We start from the raw sequence: 12,841 nt of genomic DNA, 5'->3' as shown, positions 1-12,841 counted from the left end.
CACTTCGCCGAAAAATGCGCTAGGACGGCAGCGCGCCTTCAACGATAGCAGCCTCGAATTCGGGATCGGGCTGCCAATAGGCAGCCCGGATCACGGGGAGCATCGACAGGGCATTGCTCAAGCCCCAGAGGGTGTTGGCGATCATGGCTCCGAGCGTATAGCCCTCGCGTCCCATCCCATAGGCGGTCCAGCCCCAGACGAGACCGCCCAGGGTAGCGACGACCAGCGCGATCTGCCATCTGACGAGACGGCCATAGGTTCCGACCTGCCGGTCCTTGGGCGTGACAGGAAATGAGATCTTGTGCCCCCGCACGACGGCCCAGAGCGCCTGAAGATTTAGCGGGAACATGGCGAGGTACCAGGCGCGGCCCTTGGCGTTCGAGTTGCCCCACATGGCGACAAGCTGCGACAGCTCGTTGAGCAGCAGGAACGGCGCGATATGCACGAAAAAATCGAGCGAGTAGCCCGAGACGGGAGCGATGCCTGAGGCCAGGAAGACGATGGGCGAGATGAGGAAGACGATGTTCCAGAGCGGAGCCAGGTACGAGTAGAAGGTCGATCCGTACATGAGCTTCTGCGGCAGCGTCAGCCCGCGCCGGAACAGCGGGTTGTCGTGGGCGAGGATGTCCAGGGTCCCGCCCGCATATTTGAACCGCTGGATCGTCCAGCTGAGGAGATCGTTGGGGGACAGCATCCTCGCCTGAACCACGGGATGCAGAACCGACTTCCACCCGCGTTCCCGGTCGCTGTGCAGGACGATGGACGTGTAGATGTCTTCCGAGACGTGGAACTTGTAGGGCTGGAACTCCTCCTCCAGCGCACTCTGCCAGCGCATGACATCGCTGATCGAATCGGTGATGGCCTGCTCGCCCGTCAGCTGGCGGGCGGCCTTTTCATGGCGCCCGGCTGCAGCTGCGACCTGATCGGACCATTGGCGAAGAGCCGCCTCCATGACGGCCTCCCGGCGATGGATTGAACCCGCGCCGCAGCAGAAGCTTGCATTCGCCCAGTTGCGCCGGCGCAGAATGACGTCGAAAAAAAGCTGGGGATCGTTGGCGAACGGATCCTCCCCGACCTGAACCGGCCCGAAGACGCGCTCGAACGCCCGGCCGACCCCTCGACCCAAGGCACCGAGCCGGCGTTCGAGCACGGCCGGCAACGGTATGCCTGGAGGGATGTCGTAGAACCAGTGCGGTGTCTGGACCCACGCAACCTTCGGATCCCTGAAATAGCCGAGCGTCTCCTCCAGGAAGGTGGGAAACGGATGCATGTCGGCATCGCAGATCAGAATGAAATCTCCGGACGTGGAGGCCATGGCATTTCTGAGGTTGCCGGCCTTGAAGCCCACATTGTCGGAGCGGGTGAGATAGTTCACCCCTTCTTCCCGTGCCACCGCCTCCATGGCAGGGCGCTTGCCATCGTCCAGGACGTGAACCTGCAGATCGATCGGATAGGGATAGGTGAGTTTCTTGGCAGCCTGCAGGCCGACCCGAACGAGTTCAGGGTCCTCGCTGTAGGTGGCGAAGAAGACATCCACGGAGACGGGCCTGTCGGGAATGTCCGGGTGGTCGGTGCAGTCGTGGACTGTGCCCGGAAGAGGAGCCCGCACCGGGGACCGCGCAGTCCAGAGATTCGCCGTGAAGAGGACGAGGCCGATAAAGGAGCCCGTCTCGGCGATCAGGAGCGGGATCGAGAACCACAGGGCGCCGTAGTTGATCGAGGCAAGCCACCGCCAGCCGATGTACCACGCTCCAAAGACAAGGCTCGACACGCAGAGAAACTGCCATATTGTTTCATGGAAGGGAGAATACGGCAGTGGAGTCCAGGGCTTTTGGGTTTGGAAACGGGAAGAGGGGCGGGACAAGCAGGACGTCTCCGAACAAAGTTTTAAGGCGAAGCCACTGGCTCAGGGAAGAAAGCAGGTTATTTTCTAGGAAAGAAAGTGAGGTGAGGCGGTGCTATCGCCAAATCCGATCTTTACCTGCCATAAGGGCAAAATCCAGATACTGCCCCTCCTGAAATTGTGATTCGAGACTTTGTGACGATGCATCAGCGTAGGCTTGCTCTTCGGACCCGGTTCGCAAGCCTCGTTTTCCTCTGTGGGCTCGGGCTGGGCGTGTCGTCCGCTCTCGCTCAATCCGCTCAGGAACTGCTGGAGCAGGCTCGGCAGGCGGCCTCCACCAACGACAACCGCGAGGCTGCCCGTCTCTTCGAGCAGGCCATCACCGCTGCTCCCGAGCGTCGAAGCGAGCTCCTGCTCGAATATGCGGATCAGATTGCCTATTCCGGCCGCCCCGCAGAAGCCGTGCCGCTCTATCGTGAGCGTCTGACCGACCCCGGCCTCGACGCCGCAAACCGGGAACGGGCGGAGCGGGGTCTAGCCTTCGCTCTCCTGTGGAGCAGCCGGTTTCAGGAAGCGGTTCCCGCCTGGGAAGCTCGTCTGAGGGCGGATCCCGGCAGCGACGAAGCCCGGAAGGCGCTGTCCGACGCTTTCGTCGGGGCAGCCCGACAGGCAGGGGAACGCTCCGACAATGCGAATGCCAGGACGCTTTTCGGCCGTGCCATCGAGACGGCGCCCCAGCGCCGCCAGGAGCTGCTGCCGGAATTCGCCGATCAGACGGCTTATGCCGGCCAGCCGGACCAGGCTGTGCCCCTCTACCGCGAGGCCCTGCGGGACGGCAGCCGTCCCGAGGAACAGCAGCGTCGCCTGAGGCGTGGATTGGCCTTTGCCCTGCTGTGGAGCGGCCAGTTTTCGCCCGCCATCGCGGCCCTTGAGGATGTGCTGCGGGCATCTCCGGATGATGCTCAGGTCCGGCAGGGACTTGCGGAGGCCCATGCCGGCCGCGAGAGAGGACGTGCACAAGGAGGGCAGCCTTCCCAGCCCGCTCCATCCCAAGCCCCGTCTTCGCAAGCGCCCGCCGCTCCTGCCTCGCCCGCCGACGCAGCGATCGCCGCGGCCCAAGAGGCGGCAGGACGCGGCGCCAACAAAGAAGCGGTTTCGCTCTTTGAGAGAGCGATTTCGCTCGATTCGTCCAAACGCAATCAGATCGGTCGCGAGTATGCCGACCAGCTCGCTTTCTCCGGAGAGCCGGGAAGGGCCGTTCCCGTCTACCGCGAGGTTCTCGCCCGCCGCGACCTTTCTCCGGTGGAACGTCAGCAGGCGACCCGCTCGTTGGCGTTCGCGCTCCTGTGGAGCAGCCAGTTCCAGCCGGCGATCGAGGCTTGGGGCGACATCCTGCGGACGGATCGGAACGACGCGGAAGCGCGCAAGGCGCTTTCCGATGCCTATGTGGGTGCCGCCCGGCAATCGGCCGAACGCACCCGCAACGCCGATGCCGCCGCCTTCTTCCTGAGAGCCGTCGAAACCGCTCCGCAACGACGCCAGGAACTCCTGCCGGAATATGCCGATCAGGTCGCCTATTCCGGCAATCTGGCGGGTGCGGTGCCTTTGTACCGGGAGGCCCTGCGCGATGGCCAGCGCCCTGAGGCGGAGCGTCGGCGCGTGCGCCGGGGCCTTGCCTTCGCGCTTCTCTGGAGCAACCAGTTTCGCGAAGCCATCGCAGCCTGGCAGCTCCTGTACAGGGAGAACCCGCGCGACGAGGAAACCCGCAAGGCTTTCTCCGATGCGCTTGTGGGCGCGGCTCGCCAGGCTGCGGGACAAGCCCGCAATGCGGAAGCGGTGAACCTCTTCGAGCGCGCCTTGGCCGTCATGCCGGGGCGGCGCCGGGAGCTGCTGCGGGAATATGCGGAGCAGGTTCTCTATGCGGGTCAGCCGTTGAGGGCCATTCCTCTCTTCCAGGAGGTGCTTCAGCGCTCTGATCTGAATGCGCGTGAGAGACGGGACGCCCAGCTCGGGCTTGCCCGTGCGCTGGCCTGGAGCGGCCAGCAGAAGATTGCGATCCCAGTCTTCAGCGAGATCCTCGCATCGAACCCCAATGACGTCGATGCACTCATCGGGCGCGGCAACGCCCTCAACGACATCACGGACCACAGGGCTGCCCTGGCCGATTTCGAGGTGGTCCTTGCCCTTCAGCCCAGCAATGTGGAGGCGATCCGCGGCGCGGCAACGGCCGAGAGGTCCATGGGCCTTCCCCGGGCCGCCTTGGCCCGGCTCGAGCCCCTGATCGCCAGCGGTGATCGGAATCCCGCAACGCTTTTCATTGCGGCACAGGCGCGGCGGGAGATGGGACGGCCAGATCTGTCGGAGGACTTCGCGAAGGCCGTCCTGGCGCAAAAACCCGGAGATCCCGGTGCTTTGGCGCTGCTCGATCAGCTCTATCTCGAGCGCCGGCCCCTGACGCGGATCGAGAGCTGGTATGCCCGCCGCTCGGACGATCTTGCGATCTGGTCGCTGCAGGCATCCCATCAGCTGACCTTCAACGACGGTCTGACGACATTCGGGCCTCTGGCCCGCTTCCTGCGCTACCGCGGCGATGAATTCCCGAGCGTCGACTTGTACAGCATCGGTGTTTCGGGCCTGCACAGGTTTAACGATTATGTCGCACTCACATCATTGCTCTTCCTGAACCTCGAAGAGGAGACGCGGCGCAACCGTCCTGACGGTGATGATCAGGATGTCACGCTGACCTACGAAACGAGTTTGAGCCTGATCCCATCGGACCTGCTCCGGTTCGACCTTGCCCTCACGCGCCGCTACGCGGACGAGAACACACGTTCGATCGTGAACGATGTTCTGGCGAACGATTTCGGTTTCAACGTGCTTGTGACGCCGGACAATGCGACCCGCTTCGGCGCTCAGGCGATCTATAGCCGCTATTCCGATGGCAACGAGCGTGCCTGGGGGCAGGTTGAATTCGCCAAGCGCTTTACGGCCAATCCCTATTTCTGGCTGGGCGCGCGCTACACGGCTTTCGATTTCAAGAACGTCGTCGATCACGGATACTGGAATCCGGATCGCTACCAATCCTTGGAGGCGAGCGTCCATTTCTATGGCCCGCTGGCTGAGAGATGGTGGTTCGATCTTCAGGGAGCTGCCGGATACGGCTGGAGCGAGCCCGGGGAGGCAGGCTTCGTCTCCTATGCTGCCGCACGCCTGAACTACGACTTCACCTCGCAGGCAACCTTCGCCCTCTACGCAAGCCACCTCGTGTCCTATGCGCGCTCCTCCGAGGACGACGGAAACTTTGCCTTCGGTGACGATGAGCCGTTCAGCCGCTGGTCCATGGGCGGTGAGCTGAGGATCAGGTGGTAGGCAGCTCTCCCAAGCGCATCACTGCAGGGAGCAACGCATGCCGATCATCCTGATCCTCGTGACATAAAATTTCCGCTCTATGCTGTCTTCTGATCCAGAGCAGACCTTCGGCTCGGAGGGTATGATGGAGGTGTTTGCTCCATCTCAGGATCGTAATAGGGCGTGAGCTCGAAGCGGAATGTAATTTGAGTTTTGCCAAGCAGCAAAACTCAATGCAGGCAGAAAGCCTCAGATCTGCTCTCGATCAGTGTTGCCCCATATCGTGGGTTTCGGTCCTCTAGCTTGACTTTCCAAAACGTTTTGGGAATCTATTTCCGTTCAAGGAGAGGTCGCTCCCTGTGTCGAGCCTGAAGCACCTCGCGCAATCGCTGGGCTTGTCGATCACGACAGTGTCGCGGGCTCTCGACGGCTATTCCGATGTGGCACCGGCGACCCGAGAGCGTGTTCGGGCGGCCGCACAGGCTATTCACTACCAACCGAATTCTGCAGCTCGCAGCCTACGTCGGCGCAGGGCCGATGCGGTGGCGGTGACCCTGCCGACAGAGCCGGGACGGTTCGGCCCGCCGACCTTTCTGAACATGCTGGCGGCCTGCGGCCAGAGGCTCGCCGAGGAGAGTCTGGATCTGATGCTGCTGCCGACCGCCGGCCGCGCGGAGGAGATGGAGACCTACCGGCGGCTTCTGGACGGTCGAAGGGCCGATGCGGTGATCGTGGTGCGCACGAGGCTGGACGATGAGCGCGTGGCCTTCCTGAAGGAACGCGGCATCCCCTTCGTCACCCATGGCCGCACCGCCCGGCCCGATGAGCACGCCTTCATCGACGGAGATGGCGAGGCTGGTTTTCGAGACGCCGCGCGGCATCTGGCATCCCTGGGACACCGCCGCATCGCTCATATTGCGGCTCCGCAGGATCTGGCCTTCGCGCATCTCCGCCGCAAGGGCTGGCTGGCAGCGCTCGAAGAAGTCGGCTTCGCAGACAGGCCTGAATTCACGGCGCAGCCGACGGAAGCGGGTGGTTACGAGGCCGCACGACGGCTCATGCAGCAGAGCACCCCTCCGACAGCTCTTTTATGCGCCACCGACAGCATGGCGATTGGTGCGTTGAGCGCTCTCAAGGAAAGGGGCCTCATGGCTGGACGCGATATAGCCGTGATCGGCCATGATAATCTGCCCGCTGCGGCATTCACCGATCCGCCGCTCTCGACCATGGAAATAGCCGCTCCCGATGTGGGCCGGCAGCTGGCGGAGATGCTGATCGCTCGCCTAGGTGGGCGCGACAGTCGCGAGCTGCAGACAATTCTGCCGGTTCGGCAGGTTCCGAGGACCACCCACGGACCCGTGAACTGAGCCCAATGCTCTCGACCTTCCGGCCCCGGGTCGAGCGGCATCAAGAAGGGACCGATGGAGGAAGGACATGACGCATCCGGTATCGCTTCGCGCCATCGCCGCCGCTGCCGCTCTTTTCGGAGGGGTTACCGTGGCACAGGCGCAGGAAACCATCTTCTACTCGACGCAGCTTCGCCCGATCGAGGAAGCCACGAAGGTTCGTGAGGTTCTGCTGAAAGGCCTGTCGGGCAAAACCACTTACGTGGTGGACGAGCCCCCGGCCTTCGCTGTCCGCATGAAGGCCGAAACGCAGGCTGGCAAGCGCACCGCGAGCGTCGTCGGCGCCTTGCACGGCGAGCTCCAGCCCCATGTTCCAGCCGATCTCCAACCGGTCGATGACGTGGCCGCAAAACTGACGGATCGCGGCATTCCGGCAAGCCTGATGGACCTCGGCAAGCTCGGCACGAACCAGCAGCAATACATCCCGTGGATGCAGGCGACCTACGTGATGGTCGCCAATAAGCAGGCGCTGCAATACCTGCCGGCGGGCGCGGACGTGAACAGCCTCACTTATGCGCAGCTGCAGCAATGGGGCAAGAACATCGTCGACAAGACCGGCCAGCGCCGTCTCGGCTTCCCGGCCGGCCCGACAGGCCTCATGCCGCGCTTCTTCCAAGGCTATTTCTATCCGTCCTTCACGGGCGGCGTGGTCACGACCTTCAAGTCGGCGGATGCCGAAGCCGGGTGGAACGCGCTAAAGGAGCTTTGGGCGGTATCGAGCCCCAACTCCACCAACTACAATTTCATGCAGGAACCGCTGCTCGCCGGCGAGGTCTGGGTCGCGTGGGATCACATCGCTCGCGTGAAGGAGGCGCTCACCTTGCAGCCCGATCAGTTCGTGGCTTTCCCGGCCCCGGCGGGCCCGAAGGGGCGCGGTTACATGCCGGTGATTGCGGGTCTCGCGATTCCAAAGGATGCACCGAACCGCGCTGGCGCCGTCGCTGTGATCGAGCACATGACAAAGCCCGAGACGCAGCTCGCGACCGCCGCCGAAGTCGGCTTCTTCCCGGTCGTGAAGGCGGAACTTCCGCCGAACCTCGCGCCCGGCATCAAGCTGCTCGCCGGAGCGGTGGCCGCTACGCAGAATGCGAAGGACGCCCTTGTTTCCCTTCTGCCTGTAGGCCTCGGCGCCAAGGGCGGCGAGTTCAACAAGGTCTATACGGACAGCTTCCAGCGCATCGTGCTGCGCAACGAGCCGGTCAAGGACGTGCTTGAGGCTCAGGCGAAGGTTCTCGATGCACTCATGAAGGATACCGGCGCACCGTGCTGGGCTCCGGACAAGCCGAGCCAGGGCGCCTGCTCCGTTCAGTAACCGATGACACGGCCCGGCGGAGATGGCTTCGCCGGGCTTCCCCTTCGCAAGTGGAGGGCTTGATGCCTGCGCGCACATCCTGGATTCCCTATGCGCTGATCGCACCTTCGGTTGCTTTTCTGGCCGCGCTGTTTCTCATGCCGCTCGTGCAGACGATCTGGCTGTCGTTCTCCGCCGGCGACGCGCTTTCGCTGGAGAACTACCGGCGCATGGCGGGCGACCTGAACTTCTCGCTCGCCGTCAAGAACACCTTCCTGCTCACCCTCGTGGTGGTGCCTCTCCAGGTGGTGCTGGCGCTCGCCATGGCCACCATGGTGACGAAGCTCGACAAGGGCCGCGATCTCGTTCTGTGGGTGCTTACCATCCCGCTCGGCATCTCGGATCTTGCAGCGGGCCTTGCCTGGCTCGCGCTGCTTCAGAACACCGGCTATCTGAACTCCGCTCTTTATGCGCTCGGACTGATCGAGGGGCCGACGGGCTGGCTATCTCAGGAGACGCCCTGGTCTTTGTTCTTCGCCATCGTTCTCGCCGAACTCTGGCGCGCCACAGCGATCGTATTGGTGATCCTGATCGCAGGATTGCAATTGATCCCGAAGGAGTTTTCGGAAGCTGCGGAAATCTTCGGCGCGAAGCCTTGGACGCGCTTCACCAGGATCACCCTGCCGCTTTTAAAGCCCAGCCTGCAATCGGCGCTGATCCTGCGCACGGTGCTCGCCTTCGAGGTCTTCGCCGTCGTCTATGCGCTGGGTGGACGTAATTTCCCCGTTCTCGCCGGCGAGGCTTATGTCTGGCAGAACGACAACCAGAACTACGGCATCGCTGCAGCGTACGCAGTGCTCATCATGGCGATCTCGCTCGCCGCGACAGCCGTTTACCTGCGTGTCCTGAGAACACGTCCGGAGCAGCTCCCATGACAATTCAAGCTGCCGAACTCCCACAGACCGGCAAGAGCCGAAGCATGACCCTTCCCTCGGCCCGGCGCCTTCTGCTTTGGACAGGGCTTGCGGTGCTGCTTGCCTGGGTGCTTGTGCCGATTTACTTCGTCGCGCTTGGCGCCTTCGGCGGCAGGCTCGGCGTGTTCCGCTGGCCCAAAACCATCTGGCCCACGGACCTGTCGCTCGCGGCGATGACGCAGTTCCTCGCCATCGAGGGCGTGTTCAACGCGCTCGTCAACTCGCTCATCGCTGCTGGGCTCACCGTTTTGTTTTCTGTTTTCTTGGGAGCCCCGGCGGGCTATGCGCTGGCACGCTACAGCTTCCGCGGGCAGAACGTCTATCGTCTCCTCGTTCTCCTCACGCGCGCCTTCCCGCTCGCTATCCTGGCGCTGCCGCTCACGGTCTCCTTCATCCGCCTCGGCCTCTACGACACGCCATTCGGCGTCTCCCTCATTCACACGGTGCTGGCTCTGCCCTTCGCGGTGCTCGTCACGCAAAGCCTCTTTATGGGGATCCCGCGCGAATATGAGGAGGCGGCCTGGGTCTTCGGCTGCACCCGCTTCCAGGCCTTCATGAAGGTGGTTCTGCCGCTGGCGCTGCCGGGTCTTGCCGCAACCGCGATCTTCGCTTTCGTCATCTCCTGGAACGAGGTCTTCGCCGCCTCGATCCTCACCGTGCGTGAGCGGACGCTCACCGCCTACCTGCTTCGGATTCTTGCCGAGAGCCCCCTGCATTACCGCTTCGCCGGCGGATTCATCCTCATCATCCCCTCCGTGCTCTTCATCTTCGCGGTGAGACGATATCTCTTCGCGGTGTGGGGCATCGCCAGCAAGTAACGGATCACCCCATGGCTGATATCGTCATCGATCGCGTCGTCAAGGAATTCGGCACCTTCCGTGCTCTGCAGGAGGTCTCCCTTACCGTGAATGACGGCGAGTTCGTAGCCCTGCTCGGCCCCTCGGGCTGCGGCAAGACCACGCTCTTGCGCATCATCGCAGGCCTTGAGACCCAGACCTCCGGCCGCATCGTGATCGGCGGACAGGATGTGAGCAACCTCGTACCGCGCAAGCGGGGATTGGCGATGGTGTTCCAGAACTATGCCGTCTTCCCGCACATGACCGTATTCGAGAACGTGGCCTTCGGCCTGAGGATGCAGAAGGCACAGCAGGCGGAGGTCAAGCGCAAGGTGGAGCGTGCAGCCGCGTTGCTTCACATCGAGAGCTATCTCGACCGCTATCCGGCCAAACTCTCCGGCGGCCAGCGCCAGCGCGTGGCCGTCGCCCGCGCACTCGCCGTCGAGCCTGCCGTGCTGCTCATGGACGAGCCGCTCTCGAATCTCGATGCGCTCCTGCGGCTGGAGATGCGCACGGAGCTGAAGGCGGTCTTGCGCGAGGCCGGCACCACGACAATCTACGTGACCCACGACCAGACCGAGGCCATGGGCCTCGCCGACCGTATTGCCGTGATGTATGGCGGCAAGATCGAGCAGATCGGCTCGCCGCTCGAGATCTACGCGACGCCGGCAACGCGCTTCGTCGGTGGCTTCATCGGCTCGCCGCCCATGAATTTCATCAAGGTGCAGTGCAGCCAGGGCACGGCGCGCATCGGTGACGCCGCTCTGCCGTGCCCTGCAACGGGCAAGGACATGGAACTCGGGTTGCGCGGCGAGGATGCGAGCCTTTCGCCCAATGGCTCCGGCATACCGTTCGACATCCGCGTCGTGGAGCCGATGGGATCGCATCTGCTCCTGACGGGCTCCATCGACGGTCAGCCTGCTCGTATCGTCGCGCCGCCGATCGCGAAGGTGAATCCCGGCGAGCGCGTGGGCCTCACCGTCGATCCCGCCCGCGTGACCTGGATCGACAGCACCACCGGACGCGCGATCGCCCAGCCCTGAGGGAAGGATATCTTCGACATGACCACGCTTCGCATGGAAGAGGCTGCGCACGCCATCCTCGCGCGCAACGACCGCGGCGGCTACACGGTGCCCACCGACCGGCTCTATCCGTTTCAGTGGAACTGGGACTCGGCCTTCGTCGCCATGGGATTTGCCACCTTCGACGTCGACCGAGCCTATCGCGAGCTCGAGCGTTTGGTCGAAGGTCAGTGGGACGATGGCATGATCCCGCACATCGTGTTCCACGCTCCCAGCGACACCTATTTCCCGGGTCCGGACGTGTGGGGCACGCGACACCGGGTTCCAACATCCGGCATCACGCAGCCGCCGGTCTTCGGCATGGCCCTGCGCCATGTTCACGAGGCTGCCCTTACGAGCGGCATGGCCGATGCCGAGGCGCGCACGAAAGCGTTGTTTCAGGCAGCACTCCGCTCGCACCGCTGGTGGCTCGACGCGCGCGATCCGGAAGGTCTCGGGCTCGTATCGATCCTGCATCCCTGGGAGAGCGGCAGCGACAACTCGCCGGCCTGGGATGAGGCGCTCGCCCGCGTGCCCACTACCACGACAACCGCGATTCGACGCAAGGACACGGGCCACGTGGATGCCTCCATGCGCCCGCGCGACGAGGATTACCAGCGCTTCATCCACCTCGTCGATGTCTATCGGGATTGCGACTGGGACCCGAAGCGGCAATGGAAGAAGGCGCCCTTCAAGGTGGCCGATGTACAAATGACTGCGATTCTCGCACGGGCCACAGCCGATCTCACGCATCTGGCGGAGGCCTTTGGAACCGAGGAGGATAGAACCGAGCTGGCGCAAATGCGCCGCAGACTCGGCGACGGTCTAGCCCGCCGCTGGCGTCCCCATCTTTCCCGTTTCGTCTCCCTCGACTTGATCTCGGGGGCTGACATCGAGGCTCCAACGCAGGCAGGCTTCATCCCCCTCGTCGCGCTGACACTGGATGACGCCCAGCGAAGCGCCGTCACGGCGGAGATCGGGCGCTGGCTTGACGGCATGGCTGTCGGCGTCCCCTCGACGCCGGCTTTTTCTCTCGCCTTCGAGCCGAAACGCTACTGGCGCGGTCCGGTCTGGGCCGTCATCAACTGGCTCATCGCGGACGGGCTGCGCCTCAACGGGGCGGAGGACCTCGCCCGCCGAATCGAACAATCCACTGTTCGCGCCATTGAGAATGCCGGCTTCTGCGAATATTTCGACCCAACCACCGGAGAGGGCCTCGGTGGCGACACCTTCTCTTGGACCGCTGCCGCTTATCTTGTTCTCGGCGGGCGCCAATAGGCTCGTGGAAGGCAGACGATTCACCTTATCTGCCGTGTTTCATGTCCCGTTCTGCAAATCACTCGAGCCGGATCATTTAGTTTGGAATGGCATGGCGAGTTACACGCTGATCACCATATCGCTGGAGGAGGATCCCAACGGAGCCTTCGCGGACGAGGTTGAGCGCGAACTTCTCGCAGCACTTCGTCAGAATGTGCCTCCCAGCGATGGGAGGCCCCTCACGCTGGTGGCGCGGGACATCCAGGGAAGCATGGTTGGCGGCCTTATCGGCTCCACATCCTATGGCTGGCTTCATGTAAAGATGCTCTGGGTCGCAGAGGAGCTTCGGGGTCAGGGTTTCGGAGCAAGGATCATGGCGGAGGCCGAGACCATCGCCCGGTCGGGCGGCTGCCACGGGGCATGGCTCGATACATCCAGCGCAAGAGCCGAACGTTTCTACATCAGGCTAGGTTATGAGCCATTTGGAGGCTTGACGAATGGTCCTGGGGATCGGCCCCAGGGCCATCGCCGCGCCTTTCTCGCCAAGCGCCTGATCGAGGCATGGCCCGCCAAGCCTGGAACTACTCCATAAACATCCTTCCGTAGAATTGCGCCTCTACAAGAGTGCGATCCATCGTGAGGGAGGTATGGCCCGAATGTCTCCTTCTGGCACATTCCGGACCTTAGCCGAATTCCCGCTTTTGAGTTGAATGCGGTCATTGATCAAAGCGATTGCTCCCGCACTGCCTGTCACGCCACAACCAGACTGGGCGCTTTTCAGGTGGAGAACGGACGCAGAGTAGGAGCCCTGAAGGCCCTCTTTGG

At 63.3% G+C, this 12,841-nt stretch carries 9 protein-coding genes; 8 read left to right on the top strand and 1 reads right to left on the bottom strand.

Going from position 1 to position 12,841, the window contains the following annotated elements:
- Window positions 1-19: 19 nt before the first annotated feature.
- Window positions 20-1,771 (bottom strand): glycosyltransferase family 2 protein, encoded by a 1,752-nt coding sequence (locus ILT44_RS18230; RefSeq protein ID WP_204241034.1) that lies wholly within the window; start codon window positions 1,769-1,771, stop codon window positions 20-22.
- Window positions 1,772-2,044: 273 nt separating this feature from the next.
- Here ILT44_RS18230 and ILT44_RS18225 point away from each other — a divergent pair, with 273 nt between their 5' ends.
- The 8 genes from ILT44_RS18225 (at window position 2,045) to ILT44_RS18190 (ending at window position 12,608) form a co-directional block, all read left to right on the top strand.
- A complete protein-coding gene (locus tag ILT44_RS18225; RefSeq protein WP_204241033.1) occupies window positions 2,045-5,212 on the top strand; it encodes a tetratricopeptide repeat protein in 3,168 nt (1,055 codons plus the stop codon).
- 338 nt (window positions 5,213-5,550) lie between these two features.
- The gene (locus ILT44_RS18220; protein WP_204241032.1) at window positions 5,551-6,558 is read left to right on the top strand and encodes a LacI family DNA-binding transcriptional regulator; all 1,008 of its coding nucleotides are present in this window, start codon (window positions 5,551-5,553) and stop codon (window positions 6,556-6,558) included.
- Between the two features lie 67 nt (window positions 6,559-6,625).
- Window positions 6,626-7,909, top strand: a complete 1,284-nt coding sequence (locus ILT44_RS18215; protein WP_204241031.1) for an extracellular solute-binding protein — start codon at window positions 6,626-6,628, stop codon at window positions 7,907-7,909.
- Between the two features lie 62 nt (window positions 7,910-7,971).
- Complete coding sequence (locus ILT44_RS18210; RefSeq protein WP_204241030.1) at window positions 7,972-8,823, top strand: carbohydrate ABC transporter permease; 852 nt, start codon at window positions 7,972-7,974, stop codon at window positions 8,821-8,823.
- Between the two features lie 44 nt (window positions 8,824-8,867).
- Window positions 8,868-9,680, top strand: coding sequence for a carbohydrate ABC transporter permease (locus tag ILT44_RS18205; RefSeq protein ID WP_372441182.1), 813 nt, complete (start codon window positions 8,868-8,870; stop codon window positions 9,678-9,680).
- 11 nt (window positions 9,681-9,691) lie between these two features.
- Window positions 9,692-10,741 carry an ABC transporter ATP-binding protein gene (locus ILT44_RS18200; protein ID WP_204241028.1) on the top strand — a complete coding sequence of 350 codons (1,050 nt, stop codon included), beginning with the start codon at window positions 9,692-9,694 and terminating at the stop codon, window positions 10,739-10,741.
- Window positions 10,742-10,759: 18 nt separating this feature from the next.
- Window positions 10,760-12,037: an MGH1-like glycoside hydrolase domain-containing protein gene (locus ILT44_RS18195; protein WP_204241027.1), complete on the top strand. Its 1,278-nt coding sequence runs from the start codon at window positions 10,760-10,762 to the stop codon at window positions 12,035-12,037.
- Between the two features lie 91 nt (window positions 12,038-12,128).
- Complete coding sequence (locus ILT44_RS18190; RefSeq protein WP_204241026.1) at window positions 12,129-12,608, top strand: GNAT family N-acetyltransferase; 480 nt, start codon at window positions 12,129-12,131, stop codon at window positions 12,606-12,608.
- The last annotated feature ends 233 nt before the right edge of the window (window positions 12,609-12,841 follow it).

The sequence above is a fragment of the Microvirga arvi genome (assembly GCF_016892765.1).
Taxonomy (GTDB): domain Bacteria; phylum Pseudomonadota; class Alphaproteobacteria; order Rhizobiales; family Beijerinckiaceae; genus Microvirga; species Microvirga arvi.
The sequence above is the reverse complement of the archived record's forward strand: the minus strand, read 5'-3'. Positions and strand labels throughout refer to the sequence as shown.

Excerpts from the sequence above, each read along its gene's own strand:
- ILT44_RS18200 (WP_204241028.1), top strand. The coding sequence starts at position 9,692 with ATGGCTGATATCGTCATCGATCGCGTCGTCAAGGAATTCGGCACCTTC.
- ILT44_RS18215 (WP_204241031.1), top strand. The coding sequence starts at position 6,626 with ATGACGCATCCGGTATCGCTTCGCGCCATCGCCGCCGCTGCCGCTCTT.
- ILT44_RS18210 (WP_204241030.1), top strand. The coding sequence starts at position 7,972 with ATGCCTGCGCGCACATCCTGGATTCCCTATGCGCTGATCGCACCTTCG.
- ILT44_RS18190 (WP_204241026.1), top strand. The coding sequence starts at position 12,129 with ATGGCGAGTTACACGCTGATCACCATATCGCTGGAGGAGGATCCCAAC.
- ILT44_RS18205 (WP_372441182.1), top strand. The coding sequence starts at position 8,868 with ATGACCCTTCCCTCGGCCCGGCGCCTTCTGCTTTGGACAGGGCTTGCG.
- ILT44_RS18195 (WP_204241027.1), top strand. The coding sequence starts at position 10,760 with ATGACCACGCTTCGCATGGAAGAGGCTGCGCACGCCATCCTCGCGCGC.
- ILT44_RS18225 (WP_204241033.1), top strand. The coding sequence starts at position 2,045 with ATGCATCAGCGTAGGCTTGCTCTTCGGACCCGGTTCGCAAGCCTCGTT.